This is a genomic window from Flavobacterium sp. FG19 (genome assembly GCF_057809475.1).
Genome location: NZ_JBMDKA010000012.1, coordinates 92,814 through 114,251, shown reverse-complemented (window position 1 = coordinate 114,251; position 21,438 = coordinate 92,814). Strand labels below are relative to the sequence as shown.

The 21,438-nt window shown below is 36.2% G+C and carries 25 protein-coding genes; 17 read left to right on the top strand and 8 right to left on the bottom strand.

The genetic code is table 11. The features are described from left to right. The first annotated feature begins 3 nt into the window (after window positions 1–3). Both ACODST_RS13485 and ACODST_RS13480 read left to right on the top strand, forming a co-directional pair. Window positions 4–408: a cupin domain-containing protein gene (locus ACODST_RS13485; protein WP_488932636.1), complete on the top strand. Its 405-nt coding sequence runs from the start codon at window positions 4–6 to the stop codon at window positions 406–408. 181 nt (window positions 409–589) lie between these two features. Continuing rightward, complete coding sequence (locus ACODST_RS13480) at window positions 590–1,642, top strand: NAD(P)-dependent alcohol dehydrogenase (protein WP_488932635.1); 1,053 nt, start codon at window positions 590–592, stop codon at window positions 1,640–1,642. Between the two features lie 173 nt (window positions 1,643–1,815). Here ACODST_RS13480 and ACODST_RS13475 read toward each other — a convergent pair whose 3' ends face one another. Further along, on the bottom strand, window positions 1,816–2,403 hold the full coding sequence (locus tag ACODST_RS13475) for a DUF4142 domain-containing protein (RefSeq protein WP_488932634.1): 588 nt from the start codon (window positions 2,401–2,403) through the stop codon (window positions 1,816–1,818). Between the two features lie 153 nt (window positions 2,404–2,556). Between ACODST_RS13475 and ACODST_RS13470 the strand changes: the two genes are divergently transcribed. From ACODST_RS13470 to ACODST_RS13420, 11 genes are all read left to right on the top strand, one after another. After that, on the top strand, window positions 2,557–3,219 hold the full coding sequence (locus ACODST_RS13470; protein ID WP_488932633.1) for a hypothetical protein: 663 nt from the start codon (window positions 2,557–2,559) through the stop codon (window positions 3,217–3,219). A gap of 40 nt (window positions 3,220–3,259) precedes the next feature. Continuing rightward, a complete protein-coding gene (locus tag ACODST_RS13465) occupies window positions 3,260–4,132 on the top strand; it encodes an XAC2610-related protein (RefSeq protein ID WP_488932632.1) in 873 nt (290 codons plus the stop codon). A gap of 7 nt (window positions 4,133–4,139) precedes the next feature. After that, window positions 4,140–4,532 (top strand): hypothetical protein, encoded by a 393-nt coding sequence (locus ACODST_RS13460; protein WP_488932631.1) that lies wholly within the window; start codon window positions 4,140–4,142, stop codon window positions 4,530–4,532. A 63-nt stretch (window positions 4,533–4,595) separates the two neighbouring features. Further along, on the top strand, window positions 4,596–4,754 hold the full coding sequence (locus ACODST_RS13455; protein ID WP_488932630.1) for a hypothetical protein: 159 nt from the start codon (window positions 4,596–4,598) through the stop codon (window positions 4,752–4,754). A gap of 22 nt (window positions 4,755–4,776) precedes the next feature. Then, window positions 4,777–6,246 carry an FAD-binding oxidoreductase gene (locus tag ACODST_RS13450; protein WP_488932629.1) on the top strand — a complete coding sequence of 490 codons (1,470 nt, stop codon included), beginning with the start codon at window positions 4,777–4,779 and terminating at the stop codon, window positions 6,244–6,246. After that, complete coding sequence (locus ACODST_RS13445; RefSeq protein ID WP_488932628.1) at window positions 6,230–6,655, top strand: hypothetical protein; 426 nt, start codon at window positions 6,230–6,232, stop codon at window positions 6,653–6,655. The genes ACODST_RS13450 and ACODST_RS13445 overlap by 17 nt, the downstream gene beginning before the upstream one ends. Then, the gene (locus ACODST_RS13440; protein ID WP_488932627.1) at window positions 6,652–7,332 is read left to right on the top strand and encodes a hypothetical protein; all 681 of its coding nucleotides are present in this window, start codon (window positions 6,652–6,654) and stop codon (window positions 7,330–7,332) included. The genes ACODST_RS13445 and ACODST_RS13440 overlap by 4 nt, the downstream gene beginning before the upstream one ends. A gap of 264 nt (window positions 7,333–7,596) precedes the next feature. Then, window positions 7,597–7,836 carry a DUF7218 family protein gene (locus ACODST_RS13435; RefSeq protein WP_488932626.1) on the top strand — a complete coding sequence of 80 codons (240 nt, stop codon included), beginning with the start codon at window positions 7,597–7,599 and terminating at the stop codon, window positions 7,834–7,836. Window positions 7,837–7,944: 108 nt separating this feature from the next. Then, the gene (locus ACODST_RS13430) at window positions 7,945–9,027 is read left to right on the top strand and encodes a DNA topoisomerase IB (protein ID WP_488932625.1); all 1,083 of its coding nucleotides are present in this window, start codon (window positions 7,945–7,947) and stop codon (window positions 9,025–9,027) included. 83 nt (window positions 9,028–9,110) lie between these two features. Further along, window positions 9,111–9,272 (top strand): DUF1328 family protein, encoded by a 162-nt coding sequence (locus tag ACODST_RS13425; protein WP_488932624.1) that lies wholly within the window; start codon window positions 9,111–9,113, stop codon window positions 9,270–9,272. Window positions 9,273–9,369: 97 nt separating this feature from the next. Then, complete coding sequence (locus ACODST_RS13420; protein WP_488932623.1) at window positions 9,370–10,017, top strand: DUF5661 family protein; 648 nt, start codon at window positions 9,370–9,372, stop codon at window positions 10,015–10,017. Between the two features lie 311 nt (window positions 10,018–10,328). Here the strand turns inward: ACODST_RS13420 and ACODST_RS13415 are convergent, their stop codons facing one another. The 3 genes from ACODST_RS13415 to ACODST_RS13405 all read right to left on the bottom strand — a co-directional run bounded on the left by ACODST_RS13415 (window position 10,329) and on the right by ACODST_RS13405 (window position 11,677). After that, window positions 10,329–10,574 carry a hypothetical protein gene (locus ACODST_RS13415; RefSeq protein ID WP_488932622.1) on the bottom strand — a complete coding sequence of 82 codons (246 nt, stop codon included), beginning with the start codon at window positions 10,572–10,574 and terminating at the stop codon, window positions 10,329–10,331. Window positions 10,575–10,579: 5 nt separating this feature from the next. Then, on the bottom strand, window positions 10,580–11,029 hold the full coding sequence (locus ACODST_RS13410; RefSeq protein ID WP_488932621.1) for a hypothetical protein: 450 nt from the start codon (window positions 11,027–11,029) through the stop codon (window positions 10,580–10,582). A 147-nt stretch (window positions 11,030–11,176) separates the two neighbouring features. Then, window positions 11,177–11,677 (bottom strand): hypothetical protein, encoded by a 501-nt coding sequence (locus tag ACODST_RS13405; RefSeq protein WP_488932620.1) that lies wholly within the window; start codon window positions 11,675–11,677, stop codon window positions 11,177–11,179. Window positions 11,678–11,868: 191 nt separating this feature from the next. On the opposite strand from ACODST_RS13405, the gene ACODST_RS13400 reads away from it, so the two are divergent. Then, window positions 11,869–12,600 (top strand): DNA-formamidopyrimidine glycosylase family protein, encoded by a 732-nt coding sequence (locus ACODST_RS13400; RefSeq protein WP_488932619.1) that lies wholly within the window; start codon window positions 11,869–11,871, stop codon window positions 12,598–12,600. Between the two features lie 738 nt (window positions 12,601–13,338). Here the strand turns inward: ACODST_RS13400 and ACODST_RS13395 are convergent. Then, window positions 13,339–13,839, bottom strand: a complete 501-nt coding sequence (locus ACODST_RS13395; RefSeq protein ID WP_488932618.1) for a pyridoxamine 5'-phosphate oxidase family protein — start codon at window positions 13,837–13,839, stop codon at window positions 13,339–13,341. A gap of 220 nt (window positions 13,840–14,059) precedes the next feature. Here ACODST_RS13395 and ACODST_RS13390 point away from each other — a divergent pair, with 220 nt between their 5' ends. Further along, window positions 14,060–14,491, top strand: a complete 432-nt coding sequence (locus ACODST_RS13390; RefSeq protein ID WP_488932617.1) for a response regulator — start codon at window positions 14,060–14,062, stop codon at window positions 14,489–14,491. A 58-nt stretch (window positions 14,492–14,549) separates the two neighbouring features. On the opposite strand, the gene ACODST_RS13385 is transcribed toward ACODST_RS13390, so the two are convergent. Beyond that, window positions 14,550–17,756: a PAS domain S-box protein gene (locus ACODST_RS13385; protein WP_488932616.1), complete on the bottom strand. Its 3,207-nt coding sequence runs from the start codon at window positions 17,754–17,756 to the stop codon at window positions 14,550–14,552. Window positions 17,757–17,984: 228 nt separating this feature from the next. On the opposite strand from ACODST_RS13385, the gene ACODST_RS13380 reads away from it, so the two are divergent. Together ACODST_RS13380 and ACODST_RS13375 are read left to right on the top strand one after the other, a co-directional pair. Next, complete coding sequence (locus ACODST_RS13380) at window positions 17,985–18,323, top strand: hypothetical protein (protein WP_488932615.1); 339 nt, start codon at window positions 17,985–17,987, stop codon at window positions 18,321–18,323. Window positions 18,324–18,809: 486 nt separating this feature from the next. Continuing rightward, window positions 18,810–19,631, top strand: coding sequence for a hypothetical protein (locus ACODST_RS13375; protein WP_488932614.1), 822 nt, complete (start codon window positions 18,810–18,812; stop codon window positions 19,629–19,631). 163 nt (window positions 19,632–19,794) lie between these two features. Here ACODST_RS13375 and ACODST_RS13370 read toward each other — a convergent pair whose 3' ends face one another. Together ACODST_RS13370 and ACODST_RS13365 are read right to left on the bottom strand one after the other, a co-directional pair. After that, the gene (locus ACODST_RS13370; RefSeq protein WP_488932613.1) at window positions 19,795–20,055 is read right to left on the bottom strand and encodes a SemiSWEET family sugar transporter; all 261 of its coding nucleotides are present in this window, start codon (window positions 20,053–20,055) and stop codon (window positions 19,795–19,797) included. A 242-nt stretch (window positions 20,056–20,297) separates the two neighbouring features. Next, window positions 20,298–21,146 (bottom strand): SDR family oxidoreductase, encoded by an 849-nt coding sequence (locus ACODST_RS13365; protein WP_488932612.1) that lies wholly within the window; start codon window positions 21,144–21,146, stop codon window positions 20,298–20,300. Window positions 21,147–21,438: the final 292 nt, after the last annotated feature.

The window sequence follows — 21,438 nt, the reverse complement described above, 5'->3', positions numbered from 1 at the left end:
TTTATGTCGACAAATTATTCAGCCGTTATCGAAGAAGGAAAAGTCTCCAATACCTATATGACGGGTGACGTTTCCTATAAAAAGCAAACCAGTAGTATTCATCCTGAAAACACGGTGACCAAGGAAGTGACTTTTGAGCCCTGCGCAAGAAGTAACTGGCATATAAATGCAGGTCTGCAAATGTTGATTGCCAGAGATGGAATTGGCTATTATCAGGAAAGAGGAAGCGCCATCAGAATGCTTCATAAAGATGAAGTAGTGACCATTTTACCGGGTATCGAGCATTGGTATGGTGCCACCCCGTTTAGTAAATTTTCATACATTACCATTATAACCGATATAGACAAAGGCCACGGAATCTGGCTGGAAAGCGTAAGCGATGAGGACTATTTTGGGATAAATGGTTAAAATCAATTTTTTTAAATCCCAAATTCCAAATCCCAAATTCCAAATTCCAAATCCTCAATTTTACAGGATCACTACTAAATATGAAATTACAAAATGGACTTTAGAAAACCCGACAGGTTTAGAAACCTGTCGGGTTTAACTAATGAAATCTGAAACCTGAAACAAAACTTAAAAAAACATTATGGAAGCAAAGAGTATAAAAGCCTTTGGTACAGAAGCGGCCGAAGCACCATTAAAAACATTAGATATTAAAAGAAGAGCCGTACAGGCACACGATGTGGAAATCGAAATTTTATACTGCGGAATCTGTCACTCTGATCTGCATTCTGCCAGAAACGAATGGCATGGTACGATTTACCCGATTGTTCCCGGACATGAAATCGTGGGAAGAGTAATAAAAGTAGGAGAGCACGTTAAAAATTTTAAAGTAGGTGAACTGGCAGGAGTAGGCTGTATGGTAGATTCCTGCAGAGAATGCGAGCAGTGCAAAGAAGGTTTGGAGCAATACTGTGACGAAGGAAATATTTTAACCTTCAACTCTCCGGATAAACATTTAGGCGGACAGACTTTTGGAGGATATTCTCAGAGTATTGTCGTAGATGAAAGTTTTGTACTTCATATCTCAGATAAATTAGATCTTGCAGGAGTAGCGCCTTTATTGTGTGCCGGAATTACAACGTACTCTCCGTTAAGACACTGGAAAGTAGGACCTGGCCAAAAAGTAGGTATCGTTGGTATTGGAGGTCTGGGCCATATGGGAATCAAATTAGCAAAAGCTATGGGAGCTCATGTAGTGGTTTTTACGACCAATTTATCTAAAACCGAAGATGCAAAACGTTTGGGAGCCGATGAGGTGGTTTTATCTACAGACTCAGAACAAATGGCAAAACATGCCAAAAGCCTGAATTTTATATTAGACTGCGTATCAGCAGAACATAATATTGATTCCTATTTAAGCCTTTTAAAAGTAGACGGAACTTTAGCTTTGGTAGGGGCTCCAATGGATCCGCTGCCGGTAACCTCATTCAGTCTGATTTTAGGCAGAAGAAGTTTTGCGGGTTCTGCTATTGGCGGAATTGCCGAAACTCAGGAAATGCTTGATTTTTGTGCAGAACACAACATCACAGCCGATATTGAATTAATTGGAGTAAACGATGTAAACGACGCTTACGAAAGATTATTAAAAGGGGATATCAAATACCGTTTTGTAATTGATATGGCTTCATTACAGTAGACAGGCTTAGAGTAACAAAGGTACAGAGGTACAGAGGTACAAAGTTCAACAGCCTCTACACCTTTGTGCCTTTGCTACTTTGTACCTTTGTCCCTAAAAAAAAACAAAACCCCTTAAGCAATTCAACTCTTAAGGGGTTTCCTAAAAATAAATAATAACCAATTAAATTTATTTTATTTTTTGTCAAGATTTTGTTTCAGCAGTTTAGCATGTTCCAGATGTGCTGTTAAACCTGCGATATTGTTGGCTGCCCAGAGTTTTACATCTTCATCAGAGGCATCTTTTGCTGCTTCCTGAAGCTTTTTAATAGCTTTCTCATGTCCTTCAATCATCATATCAGCAAATTTCTTATCAAAATCGTGACCCGATTTCTCGTTTAATTTTTTAAACTCTTCCTGTCCTTCTTCGGTGAGTGAAGTGGGAAGCGTATAGTTTTTAGATTTAGCCAGGGCACTCACTTCAGATGCCGATTTGGTATGTTCATCAACGAGCATTTTTCCAAATTTTTTCACTTCGGCATTGGTTCCTTTCTGCTGTGCCAGTTTCCCGATTTCAATTTCGGCCAGATTAATTTCGGCCTGATCTACCAAAAATTCTGAATCATCTTCTTTATTATCAATAGAATCAAATTTAGCCTCATTGGCATCTTCTGCAACTTCTTTCGGGTCTTCCTGTTTGGTTTCATTTTTACATGAATTCAGGAATATAATAATAAGTCCTGCTCCTAAAATGGCTTTACCGGCTAATAGTATCTTTTTCATGATTATATGGGTTAAATGTTATAATGTAAAGTTAATGAGGGAGTTGTAAGAATGTCTTACAGGATTCTAAACGATTGTTATATGATTTGGACATTATAATTTTCATTCTGGATTAGAAATAGTTTTTATATTAGCTTAAAAAAGCGAAATATCATGACCGAAAAATTCACCCTCACCGGAGGAGCCAGAATTGGAAACGCCAATGCGAGTTATCCTTTTGCAGATTTGTATGTTGATAAAGATGTTTTAAAGATCAATGCTTCCGTAGTGGGGAATTTGGTTTTTCGGACTGAGGATATTATTGAATTAAAACCCTATTATTCGCTCCCTTTAATAGGGAATGGTATTAAAGTAAGACACAGAATAGAAAACTATAAATCCGAAGTAATATTCTGGACCTTTAAAGATCCCAAAACAGTTTTACAGGAAATTGAAAAAACCGGTTTTCTCAACAATATAAACAATACTCTTACTGAGAAAGATATTGAAATCATAAGAAGGCAGGAGCAGGGAGGATTTCCAATAAAAAAGTCAGTGGTTGTTTTGTTTTTTATAATTTGGAACATCTTAATCTTATCCGCTTTTGTTCCGGTTTTTATGAACCCTGATGCTCAAAATTTTCATTTCGGAATTGGAATAAACATTGCGCTGGGGTTAGTTTTTATTACTTCTGTTTTAATGGCAGTTTCTAAAAGCTTCTCCGGACTAATTTTAAAGGAAGGAAGAAGTTTTGAAGATATCAGGAAGTTTGTCTATTTTCTGATTTTTTTGAGCGGAATTTTGTTTCTTTCATTTGGTACAGCTTATCTTAGATGATTTAAACACCGCAGTAGATTTTTAAACTTAAGATAACGGTATGAAACAAAAAATTACGGGATTGTTCTTTCTGATGTATGCTTTTGCATCAGCTCAAATCAGTTATACCGGATTTATCGATAAATATCCGATAGAACTGGTAAGCGACGTTTATTCTGATGGCGTTGGTTCGGCAGTTTATGCGTATACTAATTTTGATACTCCCATTGTTTTAAGTGCTAAACTTACCAATGGCACCATGGTTTTTACCGAGAAAGATAAAAACGATAAAGCTAGTGCTGTACTTACATTCCCTGATTATAATGCTAAAAACAGTCAGTTAAAAGGAACATGGAAAGACCTGAATTCAGGTAAAGAACTTACAGTTACTTTGTCTAAAACATTTGAAATTGGGTACGGAGAAAAATTAGAGTGGAAGGAAAGAGAAATTCTGCAGCCCGTTTCTTTTAAAGACAAATACTTTAAACTTATTATATCAAAGGATAAAGGAAGTTTTTATGCCAGAGTATCGGGAGTAAAAATCATGGAAAAGAGAACTGATAAGTTGCTTCAGAAATTAGATATTGATTGTCAGCTTATGAGTGTTAACAATATTAGTATCGACGATTATAATTTTGACGGAATACCTGATTTTTCTGTTTTTGAAGCCAGTGCTGCAGGACCCAATACGACCAGTTTATATTTTTTGTACAATCCCAAAACAGGAAAGTATTTTGAAAGCAGTTTCAGTGGTACTTCTTTAGATTTTGACAGTAAAACCAAAAGAATTCACGAGCATAATCAGTGCTGCGCCGGTACCAGTATTATAAAGGCCGAATATAAAGTAGTCAATAATAAAATGGTTCTTATAAAACAGGTTTGTTATAAATACGATGAAAAATTACAGGATTTGAAAAAAGTAAAATGCGATTAATTGCGTAATGAGAAAAATTAAGATCGTTTTTGGGATATTGTTTTTAGGAGTATTTTGTCTTTACATCAATTTCTTTTCTTCGTTTGTTATGCCCTGGCAGAAAGACGAAGCCATTGCAGCAGCCCTGTATTGGGGAGCATTGGACAAATTACCGGACGATGCCCATGTTATCCATATGGAAAAACGGGGCAGTATGTTTACAAGACAGTTTATTATTGAATTTACCAGCTCTGAAACCGAAATAAGAAAATGGATCGCAAAGAGCAAAGGATTTCAGAACAGTAAAATAACAGTAAAAAACGGAACCCTTACCTATGAAATTCATGGAGAAAATGGCGCTTACGGCGGAAGGGTCAGGATTACGGGGAATATGGTACATATTAATATGAGCTGGAGCTGATAATTTAAATAAATATGAAACAGCTGGTATTTTTAATAGTTTTGAAATACCAGTTTCTCAAAATTGACAGGAAATGGTTATATAGATAATTTAAGTCCTAAGGAAGATTCTGAAAACAAAACCGGAATGTCATTTTATGGCAGAAATTTAAAAGAGAAAACCGGGGAAGAGTTTACAAAAGTACTTACGACTATTAAGTTTAAAGAATATTACAGTTTATAATAAAGTAAATAATCTTACTGGTATGAAAAAAAAGCAAATAGTGTTTCTGGTAATTTTTATAATTATAGTGATGGCCGCTATACCAGTAATTCATGTTTTAAAAATCAAAATTAACGAAACAGATCAAAAACAAGAGACTCCTAAAGGCTATTCAAATGATGCCAGTGAATCGAATCTGACTAAAGTTGATACTATTATTAAGGTCCCAAAAGAAAAAACAGAAATAGAAAAACAGCTTCAGGTTATTCTAAAACGGGCGCAGGAAAAAGGACTAAAAATCTCTATTGCGGGTGCACAGCATAGTATGGGCGGACATACGATTTATCCTAATGGAATTGTATTAAACATGCTTCCCTACAATCATATGGAACTGGACACAGTAAATAATACTTTAACTATTGGTTCCGGTGCACTCTGGGAGGATGCTCTGGAATATTTGGATGAGCATGGAAAATCAATTAGCGTCATGCAGGCTTTTAGTTCTTTTTCGGTAGGTGGTTCAATCAGTGTCAACGGTCATGGCTGGCAGAAAAATTCCCCTCCGGTTTCATCCTCAGTTATTTCTTTTACACTAATGAATTACAAAGGTGAAATTGTAAATTGCAGCCGGACTGAAAATCCCGAATTATTCAAAATTGTATTGGGAGGTTACGGCCTTTTTGGGATTATTTTGGATGTAAAGCTCAAAGTTACAGATAACAAAGCTTTACAATATAAATACTTTCGTTTAAGTCCGGAAAATTATGTTCCTTATTATAAAAAATTAATATCTGATAATCCTAAGGTAAATCTGGTTTTTGGCAGGTTGAAAATTGCTAATCAGGAATTTTTGGAAGAAGCCACGATCAACTTTTTTGAAGAAGTTGACGAAAAACCGCTGCCAATAAAAAAGCAGAATGAAAAGAATGAAGAAATAAAGCGTCTGGTTTTTAGAAGTTCAGTAAGAAGTGAATATGGAAAGAGACTTCGCTGGGATTTAGAATACGGCATGAACAAAGTAACCAGACATGATATTTTTTCACGAAATGAATTGTTGAACGACCATGTTTCTTTAATTGAAAATAAAGACCCAAATTCGACCGATCTGCTGCAGGAATATTTCATACCGGAAAAGTATTTTAATCAGTATCTAAAGGATATAAAAATTATTTTACTAGAGTCAAAGCTGGACCTGCTAAACATTACGATCCGCGCCGTAAATAAAGATGAGGATACCTATATGAACTATGCCAGGGAGAATGTATTTGGTTTTGTGTTTCTTTTTAATCAGAAGAAAACAGAAAAAGAAGAAAGCGAAATGAAGCTTCTGACGAATAAATTGGCTGATGCGGCGATTAAAAACAAAGGAACATTTTATCTGCCGTATCGACTGCATATCGACAGGGAAAAAATGCGAAAAGTATATCCGCAGACTGATTCTTTTTTTGAATTGAAAAAGAAATATGATCCCAATGAAATATTTAGAAATCAATTTTATGAATATTATAAATAACATGAAAAGTCTTTTAAAGCTGCTGCCATTGGCATTTTTAATTTTTACTTTGACCAGCTGTGATCCGGGACAAGAACTAAACTTTGTTAATAAAACTGATTCAGAGGCTGTGGTGAAAATTATTTTAAAACCCAGTCATAAAAATTACAGGCTTGAGCGTGCTGCGATTAAAGATTCTGTAATTTTTAATATAAAGAAGGATTCTGCTGCCAATATTGGCTTTGGAATAGGAGTGTGGTCAGGAAAAGACATTTATGAATTTGCAAATGCTGTTAAAAGAGTTGAATTTGAAACTAAAGATGTTAAGACTGTTTATAAATCTGAAAAAGCAATTCAGGATATCTTAACGAGCAATATAAAAGGTTTTTTTGTTAAAAATGTAATAGAAATAGAGATAAAGCAAAAATGAAAAAACTTCTTGTTTCCTTTGTTCTTCTTTTAAATTTTACCGTTTCTGCGCAAATAGTGTATCATCCCGGATTTACAAGTTTGTTTTTGAACGATCCTGATGAATCGTTTTTTAGTCCTGAACTTGATTATTTCAGAAAAGAACTAAAAGTAGTCAGCGAAACGCTTTACGTAAAGAATGTACAAACTTCTATAGGTAATCGGGCATCATTTTATAGTTTTAATATTGTACCCACTTCTGTACGGGAATATAATTTTTTAAAATCGGGAGTTTTTTTAAGGTTCAATGTTGGTTTGAGAGAGAAATTTGCCTCGTTTCCGGTTACTTTTGATGAATTTATTGATAAAGAAAACGCAGCAGGAAAGGGAAGAATAGACCTTAATCAGTTAGGATTCTCTCTCGGATTCGATCAAAAATGGATTAAAATAGTCAATCCCGCATCGGTCAGAAATAAAGCCGATTTCACAATTACCAAAATAGAGTATAAAATCGATAAGATAAATTTAGTACTGGAGTTAGAAGGGTATTTTGGCAGTGATATACTTATTAAAGGAAAGAAAATTAAAAAAGAAGATATTTCACGACTTACCGTAAATGCAGACAAAAGTGGTTTTGATGTTTTCTGCATTCATCGGATAACGAAGGAAAAAATAGATATTGTAAAGACAAAAAAATGAAGTAATCAGATGATTATGCCTGTAAAATCCCATTCGTACGCGAATGGGATTTTTGGTTTATAAGAAACTCCAAACTCCAAACTCCAAATTTCAAATCCCAAATTCCAGGTTTCAAGTTCCAAAACTCACAACTCCCAACTCGTAATTACTAACACCAATCTTAATTATGAAAGTTATAACCAAAATTCTATAACAGAAAAATCTTTCTTTTTGAGGAATTTTGGTATACAAGATTTCGGAATGTAAAATTTAAATTTTAAAGTCATGCCAAATCCACGAATTAAAAACGAAGAACAGTATGAGGCCTTAGTAAAAAAAGGCTACAGTAAAGAGAAATCGGCACGTATTGCCAATACGCCCGATGCAGGAGTGAAAGGCGGAAAAGCAAAACCTTATGAAGAATGGACGAAGGAAGAATTGCTTAAACAAGCCAGCAGAGTAGGAATCAAAGGCCGTTCGTACATGAACAAAAGTAGTTTGATTCATTCATTAAGAAACAATTAAAAATACCGCAGTCTGCACAGGTTCATCAGATTTGAGTTGATGAATGAATGTTTGAGAATAATCTTTTTGGATCTGTGCAAACTGCAGTTAAAATAGTATATCGCGACCATGAATACCGCCAGAACTCATAAACTAATGACACAATTGATCCAGTCGCCTCATAAGGTACTGGAAAAACTGGAGCTTGTTTATGTAAACCATCAAAATCTGCCGATTGAAAGATGTGAAGGAGAAGACGGATTTATCTATAAAAAAAACGGCCGTTGTATTAAACAGAAAAGCGAATTAAAACGTTTCAGCAGTCTCGTGCTGCCTCCGGCCTGGGTCGATGTTAAAATCTCCGATTTGTCAAACGGGCATCTGCAGGCGGTAGGTCTGGATGTTAAAAACAGAAAGCAATACCGCTATCATCCTAAATGGAACCAGATTCGCAATCAGACCAAGTTTTATAAAATTGCAGAATTCGGGCAAAAACTTCCCGCGATACGCAAACAGGTAGATAAAGATTTAGAACAGAAAGAGTGGTCTAAAAACAAGGTCATTGCCCTGGTAATCCGTTTAATGGAAGAAACCCACATCCGGATTGGAAATGAGAAATATGCCAAAGACAACAAGTCATACGGACTTTCGACTTTGCGCAAAAGACATATCAACATCAATAAAAATTCCCTTCGTTTTGAGTTTATCGGAAAAAAAGGGAAACAACATACGATTACAACAAGAAACAAACAACTTATAAAACTGGTAAGCCGCTGTGAAGAAATTCCGGGCTGGGAAGTTTTTAAGTATTACGATAAAAACGGCGAAAAAAAGGTACTCGACAGCCATATGGTCAACGAATACCTGCATGCGGTCTCGGGTGAATATTTCAGCGCCAAAGACTTCAGAACCTGGGCAGCTTCGGTTATCTTTTTTGAAAACCTCATGGAACTTGGCGTTACAACAGACGAAAAGGAAATCAAAAAGAACATCGTTTTGGCTTATGATGCCACAGCCGATGCTCTGGGAAATACCAGAAACGTCTGCAAAAACTATTACGTTCATCCGCTGCTGGTCACTACTTATGAAAACGGATCCATTCAGGTCTATTTTGATAAAGTAAAAAAGAACCGGAGTACAAAAAAGTATTTTTCGCCTACCGAAAACGCTTTTTCGGAACTAATCGAAAACTATCAGGTTAGTTTAGTGTAAAAAAAAACAGAGTTCGTGCTTCTCTTTTAAAAAGCATAAAAAAGAGTAACAAACAAATCGTTATTAACTAAAACTCAATTATTATGTTACGTTGGACAGTCATATTTATTATTCTGGCAATTATTGCGGGAATATTTGGTTTTGGCGGAATTGCTGCCGGAGCCGCTAGTATAGCAAAAATTTTATTTTTTATATTCTTAGTATTATTTGTGATTTCGCTGATCAGCGGAAGAAGAAGTGTTTAGCACAGGAATATCGGTGAAATAAACAGCAAAATTAGAACGGCACATCTATCATGATATATGTGTCGTTTATCTTTTTAAAAATACAATTCTGAATATTATGGAAACTAAAAGTGGTGCCTATCAGGACGTTTACATCAAAAGACAAGACGAAATGGTAAGCCTGAAGAATGATGTAACCGATTTTTGTGAAAAATACATTAAACCGGTACATCCCAAAAACTGGGACTGGTCGAAACGTGATTTCGAAAATCCCCAAAACGATCCAACCATTGCCGAAGCCAGAGCTATTGCCAATGTGGTATACAAAGATTTACTCAACAGTAAAAAAACGGATGTTGATCTTTCCACTATGGACAATGTCGAAGCCATAAAAGCTTATCTGAATCCCAAAAGCAAACATGCCGATTTTAATATGGAAGAATTTGCCTTTGCTTTAAAAGTAGAGCTCGAACATGGAAAAGTCCGTGATGTAAATGTAACCAACAATCATCCGTTTTTAACCGCAATGATTGCCCTGGCGCATATGACGGAAAGCCTCACGTATTACAAACGCTTAAAAGTAATGGAAGCCGAAGGCGAGATTTATGAGATTATGCGAAAAATTGAAAGCTCAAAAACCGGAAAAGAGGAGTGGTACAAAGAATTAGGCAAAGCCGAAATAGAATTAACCGAAGCACGAAACGGATTAGTAGAACGTTTACAAAGAATGGATGACATTCCGGCTTTGGAGAAAATAGGGGATTAGAGAAAAACAAGGCTGTCCAATACTTTTCAGACAGTTTTTTTTAATCAGCTTCTGAGAAATGGTATATTTAAATAAATCATATTTTGTTACTGACAGAAAAGCTTTGGCGTAGTGAACCGTTTTTAAGGTTAGCTTCAGAGAAGCTGAATATTTATAGAAATCATATTTGTGACCAATACAAAAGCTCCGGCGGAGCGGCATATATTTTTCATGATGCTATTAAATTTCGCTCCTCCGGAGCTCTTTATTTCTGTGTTAATTGCTTTCTGTAAATATTTTGCCCCTCCGGGGCTTGCAGGCTTTTCAAATAACTAGCGGTATCGGTTATTGATTTTTTTTCTGGCGTTTCGTATAATTTCATTGTATTGGTTTTCAAATGCCTCATTAATCAGGGGTTCCAAAGAAGCTTCAATATCCCATAAAATCTTTTGTTCAGCTTCATCTTCAAATTTAGAATCGGTATTGTTGTTAAATTTTCCCAGCCAGTCAAAAAATACAAGATATTCTTCAGGAGTAAATTCAATGGTTATATTTTCGTTGGTTTTTATGGCTTTCATAGGTGTTATATAATTTCATTAAAAAGAATTCCACCGCCGCCAATTTTTCGTTTAATGTTTTCCAAAACTTTATCATCAGAACTGATAATTTCCCAGTAGGAAGAATCAATTAGTTCAATTACGCATTTACAATTTCTATACATGTCAATGTCGTTTCCGTACCTGATCAGGTTTTCGGTTTTTGGGTCTGCTATTAAAGTCAATTCTATAATTTGAGTCATAGAGTCTGATAATTTAAGTAATTCAGTATAGTCAAACTCTACACCTTCAGCAGATTTATTAATCCTGTCCTCAAATGCCAAAAGGGAATCTTCGTAATTTCCAATTCCATCTATCCATAACAATTTCCATTGATAAGAAGCTGCATCATCAATAAATTGCAATAGGTCTTTTAGCGTAACAGATAATACAGTTTCATCTGGTTTTCCGGTAATTCGAATTCCTTTTACGGCCATTGTATTTTTAGTTTAGAAAAAAAAGTGTTTGTTTTTATGGAACAAATATAACAATGAAAATATTTACGCTTTACACCTGTTAGGTATCAATAAAAAACCGCCTACATTAAATAATCCGGGCGGTTTCCTGATAAATTTTAGTAATTTTTACTTTCTTTTATCTTCTTCAGTATAATCGTCGTCTTCCTGAACATCATCTTCGATATAGTCGTTGTCTTCTTCTTCGAAATCCTCTTCGTCATCTATATCTTCGAGATCTTCTTCGGTTTCGGTAAAATCGTTTTCAAAAGTATCCAACGGATTGTCAAATTCGTCGTTATCTAAATCTTTGTCGATTTCCTCTTCATTTTCGAGTTCTACAATGTAAATATCGTCATCGTCTTCCAGATCACGGTCTTTGTGAAAATCATCGCTTAAATCGTCCAGATCGTCATCGTAAAAACCAGCTTCCTGAGCCGGATTGGGTTTGTTAGGGTTGTAGCCGTTTCGAACCGTATAACCCCTTTCGGCATCTTCGGCATGACTGGCCTGTGTTTCTCTGGTGTTTAAATCATACAATTCCTCGTTCATGACTTTATTTCGGTCTGAGGTATCCGGGTTGTGCGGATCTCTTGGAAATGTTCTGTTTTTTTTATCTGTAGTATCCATGATGTTGATTTTTAGTGATTTATAACTACAAAGCTAGTGTCAAATACAGGATTCTGTCTTATACGATTTTCAGCTGCAATTGTATAATTGACAGCTGTTTAGAATATAATTTAAAGGCATAATAGTATAACTGTCTCCCATACCGGCCGGTGTAATTTTACATCAGAAATAATTTAAAAAAAACAGCAGTTATGCCCGAAGGTCCGTCCATATTAATTCTAAAAGAAGATTTACTGCGTTTTACGGGCAGAAAAATCACCGAAGCATCAGGAAGTTCAAAAATTGATTTCGATCGCTTAAACGGTGAAAAAATAATGTTATTTAAGACATGGGGGAAACATCTGCTGATTTGTTTGAATGGTTTTACGGTTAAAATTCATTTGTTGATGTTTGGAACTTACCGGATTAATGATAAAAAAGACAGCGCACCAAGGTTGCATTTAGGTTTTTCAGACGGAGAAATTAACTTTTATACCTGCTCGGTAAAGATTCTCGAAGACGATGTAAATCAGTATTACGACTGGAGTGTTGATGTTTTAAACGAAAACTGGAATTCTAAGAAAGCCAAAATCAGTCTGGATAAAATTCCTCAGGAAATGGTCTGTGATGCTGTTTTAGACCAGAATATATTTTCGGGAGTAGGGAATATTATTAAAAATGAAGTTTTATACCGCTGCTTTATTCATCCTGAATCTTTGTTAGGAAAAATTCCGCCCGAAAAAATCGATGAACTCATAACCGAATGTTCGATTTTCAGCTTTGAGTTTTTGTACTGGAAGAAAAAATCCGAACTCAAAAAACACTGGCTCGCTTACTCCCAAAAAGAATGCGGAAGATGTCATTTACCCTTTATCAAAAAACCGACAGGAAATAAAAACCGACGCAGTTTTTTCTGTCCCGGCTGCCAGCAGCTTTACATCTGAAAAAATCGAATTTCAGAGGAGAGATAATAGGGTGAAAATGGAAATAAAACACGATTTTTATATACTGACAGGATGACATGTTTGGGTATTGTGTTTGTTTATTACCAGTTGTTTATGTGTATTTATATTAATTAAAACTTTTATATGCTTTTTAGACAGTCAGATTTTAAAAATCTTCTTTTTAAAATGTTTTAAATCTTTTTGTTTTAGATAAAAATGAGCCAAAAAAAATACCAGTCAGGATAATTTAAAAGCTTTGAAAATCATAAAAAAAGATTGGGTATGTTTTTCTCTGTATTATATTTAAAGTATTTATGCTGTTTATATTGTGTAATTTATTTTAAAACAGGTTTTTATGTTTTTTTATTAGTTCTAAAATGAAAGAAAAAACAAAGTATTTTGAGGAATCAGTGTTTTAACCGCAGATACCGCTGAGATTTTAGTAAAATACGTTACAAAAAACAATTTTGTCCTTCGTATTTCTCATTTCTAAAATGAGAAACATCAAAATACTGCCCTTGATTTCATCCACGAAAAAGGATGGAAAAACAACACTATTGTTCCTTGTTTTTAACTGCTGATGATATTGATTTTGGCTTTGTCATTTCAGTCGAAAGGAGAAATCACATACCGTTTTTACGCACTGTATTTTATATAAACTGTGCATGGCTTGTAATTTCTCCTTTCGGTTGAAATGATAAAAAATGTATTTAGCGGCGTTTATTCAGTTCAGAAAAACTACAATCGCAGGTTTCCTTCAATTCCGTCATCCATTACTTTACCCGTTACAAAAGCAGCCGTCATTTTGGCTATAGCAACCATTTTACCGTGTTTGTTGTTCCAGTAATAACCATCTTCGGGGGTAAATGTGATTACGCTTAAGTTAGGATCGTCTTCTCCGCCGGGCATCCATACTTTTACAATAGGGTCGTAAAGTTCTTTAATGGTTTCCCTGTCGTAAGAGATGGTCGCTGTACCGTGCAGGGTCAGGAACTTATCGTGCGGTTCAGAAAAGAAAAGCTCTACTTGCGGATTTAAAGTAATTTCGGCATTCTGGCTGCTGTTGCGGTCAGATAAGAACCAGATTCGGCCCAGATCGTCTACTTTCTGGACAGACATTGGTCTTGACTGCAGCCTGTCGCTGTTGTAAGTGCAGAACATACAGGTTTTGATGTTTTCTGCCAGGTCTTTTATTTTGTTAACAGCCAATTCTTCTATAAGGTCTTTATGATCTCCCATGATTTCTGAATTTTAAAAATTATAAGTTATAAATGCTTGATTTATATTGGTTTAAAATGTTGAATAACAAAGTTGGGATTTTTGATTTTTTTGCGCTTATAGAATTCTGTTTTTAAATTATCAGATTCCAATTTCTTAAAATTTGTCAGAAATTTTAAACAAATAAAGGTTTTTCATTTTATTTAGTCTATCTTTGAGAAATAACATTTTGTGAAATACCATGACAGATTTAACAATTTTTTACACAGATGATGATGAAGACGATTTGAATATCTTTACAGATGCAGTAGAATCATTATCGCAGGATATTACCCTGAAGACCTATTCGGGCGGGCAAAAGTTGTTAAATGCTATTTACGGGGACCCGCCAAAACCCAATATCGTTTTTCTGGATTTAAATATGCCAGGCAAAAATGGTTTTGATGTTTTAAATGAATTAAAAGGTTCTGAAGAGAACAGTGCTATTCCGGTAATTATATTTTCGACCTCTAATGAACCCGGGATTATCGCCAAATGCCTTCATTTGGGAGCCAATTACTTTATTACCAAACCGGTTTTAATGAAAGACATTATAAAATCTATAGAACATTCCCTCAGTATCAACTGGGAAGAGTTTGTTCCGGACAGTAAAACATTTGTATACAAAGTTTAATTAACAGTACGGTATACAGAAAAACACCAGCCTTATCGATCATAAGGCTGGTGTTTTTTTATAGTTCAGGCAGATAAATTTTAAAAGCAGCTCCCAGACCTTTTTCGCTGTGGGCTTTAATTACCCCTTTATGGTTCTCTACGATCTTTTTAACGATTGCTAAGCCAATTCCGGTACCAATGTACTCACTTTCGGTATTTAATCGCTGAAACACTTCGAAAATACGTTCTTTGTATTCGTCGTCAAATCCGATACCGTTATCAGAAATTCTAAGGCAGAAATAAATTTTGTCCGGATAATCTACTTTAAAGTTCAGTTTGCGTCCGGCAACCCTTCTGGCTTTTATCTGTATTTTAGGCGGTACATCCTTATGGGAAAATTTCAGGGCATTGCCTATGAGATTGTGCAGCAGCTGGCGGAACTGAAAAGGCATCACAGTTCCCTGACCCAGCGGATGAAGGTCGATTTCCGCATTTTTTTCTTCAATACGTTCCGAAAAATCCATGATTACTTCTTCGACAATCTCGTCGAGGTTTGTTTTTACAAAAATTCTTTCGGCAGAATTGGTTCTTGAATAAGTCAGTAAGTCTTGTATCAGAGCCTGCATTCTTTTGGCTGAAAACTCAATTCGTTCCAGATAGGTTTTGGCTTTTGCCGAAATATTCTGTTCGTCCAGCTCGGCCAGACGGCTGGCAAAAGTCTGGATTTTTCGAAGCGGTTCCTGTAAATCATGACTTGAAATATAGGCAAATGACTGCAGTTCAATATTCATATTGATGAGGTCACGGTTTTTGAGTTCCAGTTCTTCGGTACGATCGTGAACCTGTTTTTCGAGCTGACTTGTAAAATCCTTTTGATCCTGAATATCCGTGCTGGTTCCTACCCACATCTGGATTTTTCCTTCAGAATCTTTTTGCGGCAGTGCCCGGCTGAACTGCCATCTGTATTTACCGTCGTGGCGTTTAAAGCGATGTTCGAATAAAAACTCAGATCCGGTTTTTACAGACTCCATCCAGCGGTTCACATTTTCCTCGCGATCGTCAGGATGAACCACCTGAAGCCAGCCGTTTTTGCCAACTTCGGCTTTGCTTAAACCGGTATAATCAAAAAGAGACTGATTAAAATAATTAAGATTTCCTTTTACATCACTTGTCCAGACAAACTGCGGCATAGAATCGGCAAGGACCCTGAATTTTTCCTCACTTTTCATGAGGATTTCCTGTCGGTTCTTTTCCTCGGTAACATCCATTACCGTTCCCAGCATTTTAACGGGATTTTTTAATTCGTCGAAAAATATTTTTCCGTGCACACGGATCCAGGCCGTTGTATTATCCGGTTTCAGGACACGTGCCTCGTATTTGTAAATATTGTTCTGTAAAGCCTTTTCGTAGGCCTTTTCGAGGACTGGCCAGTCTTCAATGTAAATACGTTCCAGAACCTGCGGACGGGTTATTTTAATATTCTTTTTAAGGCCGAACAATTCCGGAAGGTTATCCGAATAAATCAGTTCCTGCGTTTGTACATTCAGGTCCCAGGTCACAATTTCGGCAATTTCAGAAGCTAAACGGGCTCTTTCTTCGGCATCTTCCACTTTTTTGCGGGCTTCCACTTTATCCGTTACATTGTTTACTGTAATCATAATCCCGGATATTTCGCCGTTTTTTTCAAACAAAGGTGTATACTGGTAATCCAGATAAAACTTTTCCAGTTTTCCCTGAATATCAATATAGGCCACAGATTCGTTTTCCCGGATCGTTTTTCCATTGTACAATACTTCATTTAGTAATTCAGGATATTTTTGATCAAGTAGTTCGGGAAATACTTCAAGGGCAGGTCTGCCAATAGTTTCATGCGGCTGCTTCTGCCAGATATCATGCTGCATGGCGGTATTGGCCAGTTCGATAATATGGTCTTTTCCTTTAAAAATGGTCATGGCAATAGGCGACTGCATAACCAGATTTCTAAACGCTTTTTCACTTTCGCTGAGAAAGTACCTTGCCTTAACTGCTTCGGTAACTTCATAACCTACCACAATAACGCCGGTTACCGTATTATTTTCTTCCCTCAGCGGATGAAAAACAAGGTTAAAATAACAGTCTTCCTCTTTGCCGTAGCGGTTTAAAGTAACCCGTAATTCATTTGTAAAATAAGGAATTCCGTTTTCGTAAACCTGAGAAAGCAGTGGATGAACGGTTTCTTCGGCCTCGGGCACCGATTCAAAAACAGACTTATGGAGTGTCTGTTCTTCGGTTTTATCTATGATCTGCAGATAGGTTTCGTTAACCATTTCGACGACGAGGTTTTCTCCTTTAAGAATGGCAATACCCAGTGGTACCTGTTTCACTATATTTTTAAAACGTTTTTCACTTTCTTCAATAGCATTGCGGGCTGTTACCTGCATTGTAACATCGTTTGCACTGGCTATAATGCCCGAAATGGTGCCGTCCGGCTCTTTTCGCGGTTCGTATACCACGTTGATAAACGTATCTACTACTTTTCCGTTTCGCGTCAGTTTTACAGGCAGCTCGTTTGCGGTAAATCTTTCCCCGGTAAGATAAACCTGCATTAGAATATCTTCTAAACCACGGCCGGCCGCTTCGGGTAATGATTCAAAAACTGGTTTATGGAGTACTTCATGTTCTTTTCTTTCCCAGATTTCGAGCATGGGGGTATTAACAATTTCAACCACAAAATCCTTTCCCCTGAAAATACACATGGCATTGGGAGCCTGCATAATAGTTTCCCGGAAACGTTTATTGCTTTCTTCCAGGTTTTTCCGGATAGTCACTTTATCGGTAGTTTCGTTACAGATTACCAGAACACCGCCGGGTTTACCTTCATCATTAATGACCGGGCTGTAGCTGAAAGTCCAGTACACTTCTTCTATTTTACCATTACGGTAAATAGGCAGAAGATGGTCTTCATGCCAGGTCGCTTCACCTTCCAGCAATACATTATCGATGAGCGGACTGATAAAATTCCAGATTTCGGGCCAGCAGTCAGCGCCCTTTTTTCCTAATATATCCGGGTGTTTCCCGTCGTTCCCAAGACTTGGACGATAGGCATCGTTATAAAAACAGATGTGTTCCGGACCCCAGAATAAAAACATGGGGAATTTTGAGTTCAGCAGAATTCCTAAAGTAGTACGAAGGCTCTGCGGCCACGTTTCGACAGCGCCGACAGAAGTTTTGCTCCAGTCTTTACTGCGTGTCAGTACGCCCATTTCGCCGCCTTTGGCAAGGAAATCATAGTTAGTGCCGCTCATTAAAATTTGTTTTATCGGGGTTAAAACAATCCGTTTTATGTACTAAATATAGTACTTTCCGAATCATATTGGAAATGAATTTTAAAATTAATAAAAAATAAATTTTCAATTCTTCCGGATTTCTGAATGAGCTAATATTAAAATCTATAGAGTTAATTTTCATTGTTTTTAATGAAGAACTTTGAATTCAACTAAGATTCCAAGCGGGAATCTTCAATGCCATTTGTTATGAAGAAAGAACAAAAACACGAAACCGATTATATAAAAAAATACCAGGATGAAGGCTATACGGCGAATTATATATTCGAAAAAGGCTGTCTGAAAGATTCTGAAACAAAATACGCTTATCAGCCCGATGAAATTTATATTGTGGCCCATCACCGCTATGAAGGAATGAGCGATCCGGATGATATGTCGATTTTATATGTTATTGAAACCAAAGACCATCAAAAAGGCACTCATTTAATAGCATACGGCCCGACAGCCGATCTGGAAGAAGCAGAATTCTTTAAAGATATTCCGAAAAAGAATTATTCAAAAAATGCCGACATCAATGAACTTACTTAAAATAAAATAGATAAGTATTTTTATTTTGCTGAGGAGCAGCTGTTCTGGATTTATTTCAGGGCAGCTGTTTTTTCTTTAAAGACGCTAAGGTACTGAGGAACTGAGGTACTAAGTTTTTAGTCTAAGCCGGATTCTCTGATTCTGACTTGTTTTAGTTTTATGCTTTTCTGTTAGCAGATTAGCATCTGAGAAATTTAGTCTTTTTTGTTAAAATCCTAAGATGTTAAGCTGTGGAGTTGTTAGTATCAGCCGGATTCTTTGATTCAGAGTTTTTAGTTTTATTCTTTAGAATGTTATTCTTAGAAACTCAGAATCTCAGCGTCTCAGAACCTTAGTATAAAAATTATGAAATTTCTGATTGAAATTGTATAAGGTATTCAGCTTTAAGAAATACGAACTTTGGATTATAGAAAATGAGAAAAGAACTTTAAAGTTGTTTTTGTAATTCAGGAAACGCAGGGACAGCTTTTTTAAAACCAGTTTAAAATGAAAAAACTTTACATAAATACCGGCGGATTTGATTCTGTTTTTAATGATCTGAAAGAAAGTTTCAACGGTCAGCTGACAGCCAGAAACAATGAATACAATTTAGATATACAATCAAAATGGACGAAAGGTTCGATAAAAGGAACCCGTTTTGATGATAAAGTGCTGTTTATGCATTTTGACCTTGAGTTTCATCAGGAAGTTAGTTTAAGTATTGAATCTCATCACACAGCACCGGTATTTTTTGTGTATTGTGAAAACGGAACCGTAAGTCATAGTTTTGGAGCCAACGGAGAAAAGAAAGTTCTGGGCAGAAACCAGTCGGGTGTTTTAAATAATTCTTCCGTGATCAACAGTGTTTTATATTTTGAAAGCCACAAGCGTATACAGTTTACCTTGCTGGGAATACCAACGATGGACAGTAAAAAGGCGGAGCTGATTTCGCAGGTAAAAGAGCATTTTACAAACGATTCAGGAAATTACATTTATATAGGCAGAGGAAATCCGAAAATTTCAGAAAAACTTCTGGAATATCAGGCCGTTCCGAAGAAAGGGGCAGCGGGAGCGAAGCTGAAGAAAAGCATTATAGAAAGTATTGTCGAAATGGAGGTAGAACAGCATAGTTTTCAGTATCTGCGAACTTTTGATCCTGTGGTTAATCTGGCCAGAAAACAGATTAAGGAAATCAGAAGAATCTCGACCCTGAATTTCTCTGAGGTAATTGCAGCTGCAGGCCATGCCGGACGCCAGAATTTTCAAAAATTGTTCAAAGCCAGATACCATCTGCCATTAAAATCGTATAACCAAAAATTAGCTAGCTAAAAAGCACATTATATATAACTACTATTACGAAAAAAACAGCTTTTGTTTAAAGGGCTGTTTTTTTTTTGAAGATTCTAAGATGCTGAGATTCTAAGTTTCTTGTTTTTTTAATTTTCTAAATAAAAAGTCATTAAAATAAAGGATTAAAGCAGCATCTCTCCAATTATTCTTTCTCATACGTAATAATAAAATAAATCATCAGCAGGTTAAGGCACAACGAAATACTGTTGGTAATAATAATGGGAAAGTCATTTTTGAGAATGCCATAGATAATCCATACCACAATACCAAAAGTCAGGATTCCGAAAGTTTTTAATGAAATATCTTTTACTTTCTTTGTTTTCCAGACTTTTAGAATCTGCGGAATAGTCGAAACCGTAATACAGGCTCCTGCAAATAAACCTATGGCATCAGTAAAGTTCATTTTTTAAGTTTCTAAGATGATGAGATGCTGAAGTTTCAGGCTTCCTTTAGATTAAGTTCTTATGAAATAAAATTCAAAGTAGTAATTTGGGGGGATCTAATAAAGATTTCAGTCTCTAAAAAAGATCATATCCAGACAAACAAGCTAAGGTGTGAAAGTACAATGTATTGGTTATCTCTGTTTTTATGATTCAAAACAACTTAGTATCTCAGTACCTTAGCCGCTTAGTATCTAAAAAAAGATCATCCTCCAACCAGCTCACCTCCGTTAATATGGATAAACTGCCCGGTAATATAACTGCTGTCTTCGCACGCCAGAAATACATAAGCAGGTCCCACCTCAGAAGGCTGTCCGGCGCGTTCCATTGGATTGCTTTTTCCAAAATCAGAAAGTTTGTCAAAACTAGCCACAATCAGAGGTGTCCAGATGGGGCCGGGTGCAACGCCGTTTACCCGTATTTTTCTTTTGACGAGCATAGCCGACAATGATCTTGTAAAACTTACTATAGCGCCTTTTGTACTCGCATAATCGGCCAGATGTTCACTGCCCCGAAAGGCCGTTACCGAACTGGTGTTGATAATACTGTCGCCTTCATTTAAATACGAAAGTGCTGCTTTGGTAATATAGAAATAGGGATAAATATTGGTTTCAAAAGTTTTATGCAGTTGTGCCGCTGTTATTTTTTCAAGTTCGTTCTGCGGAAATTGTACGGCCGCATTATTAACCAGCACATTTATAGTTTTAAAGGCGGCAATGCATTTTTTTACAGCTTCTTTGCAGAATTTTTCATCCTTAAGATCACCGCTTATCAGTAAACACTGCTGTCCCTCTTTTTCAATCAGGGCTTTGGTTTCCCTGGCATCTTTGTCCTCTTTTAAGTAAACAATGGCAATATTGGCTCCTTCACGGGCAAAGTGAACGGCTGCGCTTCGGCCAATACCGCTGTCTCCGCCGGTAATAAATGCCGTTTTGCCCAGCAGTTTTCCGCTCCCGGTATAGTTCTCTCTTATAATTTCGGGTTCAGGATTCATTTTATACTCGTTTCCCGGCAGTTCCTGTTTTTGTTCCGGGAATTTTTCAGGCTTTTTCATAACATTCGTTTTAAACATGGTTAACGTATTAAAGTTACGCCGGCACCAGCATAAAAAACGGCTGTAATAAATTTTAGATTACCTCAATAAAATGAAAAAGAAAGAAAAAAGCCATGGTTTTTATGAGAAGAATAAAAAAAAGGTTTTTATAATGAGCTGACTTTCATAAATTCAATCAAAACTGATAGTCGTACATGGGAATTATGTAACGATTTTAATTTTGAATACAATACCATTGTACTTCAATTGTCTAAATTTGGAAGTTTGACCACCCTTATTTAAAATAGGATCA

What these genes read in the sequence shown, in the direction of transcription:
- ACODST_RS13485 (WP_488932636.1), top strand. Translation starts at nt 4, where the DNA reads ATGTCGACAAATTATTCAGCCGTTATCGAAGAAGGAAAAGTCTCCAAT.
- ACODST_RS13480 (WP_488932635.1), top strand. Translation starts at nt 590, where the DNA reads ATGGAAGCAAAGAGTATAAAAGCCTTTGGTACAGAAGCGGCCGAAGCA.
- ACODST_RS13475 (WP_488932634.1), bottom strand. Translation starts at nt 2,403, where the DNA reads ATGAAAAAGATACTATTAGCCGGTAAAGCCATTTTAGGAGCAGGACTT.
- ACODST_RS13470 (WP_488932633.1), top strand. Translation starts at nt 2,557, where the DNA reads ATGACCGAAAAATTCACCCTCACCGGAGGAGCCAGAATTGGAAACGCC.
- ACODST_RS13465 (WP_488932632.1), top strand. Translation starts at nt 3,260, where the DNA reads ATGAAACAAAAAATTACGGGATTGTTCTTTCTGATGTATGCTTTTGCA.
- ACODST_RS13460 (WP_488932631.1), top strand. Translation starts at nt 4,140, where the DNA reads ATGAGAAAAATTAAGATCGTTTTTGGGATATTGTTTTTAGGAGTATTT.
- ACODST_RS13450 (WP_488932629.1), top strand. Translation starts at nt 4,777, where the DNA reads ATGAAAAAAAAGCAAATAGTGTTTCTGGTAATTTTTATAATTATAGTG.
- ACODST_RS13445 (WP_488932628.1), top strand. Translation starts at nt 6,230, where the DNA reads ATGAATATTATAAATAACATGAAAAGTCTTTTAAAGCTGCTGCCATTG.
- ACODST_RS13440 (WP_488932627.1), top strand. Translation starts at nt 6,652, where the DNA reads ATGAAAAAACTTCTTGTTTCCTTTGTTCTTCTTTTAAATTTTACCGTT.
- ACODST_RS13435 (WP_488932626.1), top strand. Translation starts at nt 7,597, where the DNA reads ATGCCAAATCCACGAATTAAAAACGAAGAACAGTATGAGGCCTTAGTA.
- ACODST_RS13430 (WP_488932625.1), top strand. Translation starts at nt 7,945, where the DNA reads ATGAATACCGCCAGAACTCATAAACTAATGACACAATTGATCCAGTCG.
- ACODST_RS13425 (WP_488932624.1), top strand. Translation starts at nt 9,111, where the DNA reads ATGTTACGTTGGACAGTCATATTTATTATTCTGGCAATTATTGCGGGA.
- ACODST_RS13420 (WP_488932623.1), top strand. Translation starts at nt 9,370, where the DNA reads ATGGAAACTAAAAGTGGTGCCTATCAGGACGTTTACATCAAAAGACAA.
- ACODST_RS13415 (WP_488932622.1), bottom strand. Translation starts at nt 10,574, where the DNA reads ATGAAAGCCATAAAAACCAACGAAAATATAACCATTGAATTTACTCCT.
- ACODST_RS13410 (WP_488932621.1), bottom strand. Translation starts at nt 11,029, where the DNA reads ATGGCCGTAAAAGGAATTCGAATTACCGGAAAACCAGATGAAACTGTA.
- ACODST_RS13405 (WP_488932620.1), bottom strand. Translation starts at nt 11,677, where the DNA reads ATGGATACTACAGATAAAAAAAACAGAACATTTCCAAGAGATCCGCAC.
- ACODST_RS13400 (WP_488932619.1), top strand. Translation starts at nt 11,869, where the DNA reads ATGCCCGAAGGTCCGTCCATATTAATTCTAAAAGAAGATTTACTGCGT.
- ACODST_RS13395 (WP_488932618.1), bottom strand. Translation starts at nt 13,839, where the DNA reads ATGGGAGATCATAAAGACCTTATAGAAGAATTGGCTGTTAACAAAATA.
- ACODST_RS13390 (WP_488932617.1), top strand. Translation starts at nt 14,060, where the DNA reads ATGACAGATTTAACAATTTTTTACACAGATGATGATGAAGACGATTTG.
- ACODST_RS13385 (WP_488932616.1), bottom strand. Translation starts at nt 17,756, where the DNA reads ATGAGCGGCACTAACTATGATTTCCTTGCCAAAGGCGGCGAAATGGGC.
- ACODST_RS13380 (WP_488932615.1), top strand. Translation starts at nt 17,985, where the DNA reads ATGAAGAAAGAACAAAAACACGAAACCGATTATATAAAAAAATACCAG.
- ACODST_RS13375 (WP_488932614.1), top strand. Translation starts at nt 18,810, where the DNA reads ATGAAAAAACTTTACATAAATACCGGCGGATTTGATTCTGTTTTTAAT.
- ACODST_RS13370 (WP_488932613.1), bottom strand. Translation starts at nt 20,055, where the DNA reads ATGAACTTTACTGATGCCATAGGTTTATTTGCAGGAGCCTGTATTACG.
- ACODST_RS13365 (WP_488932612.1), bottom strand. Translation starts at nt 21,146, where the DNA reads ATGAAAAAGCCTGAAAAATTCCCGGAACAAAAACAGGAACTGCCGGGA.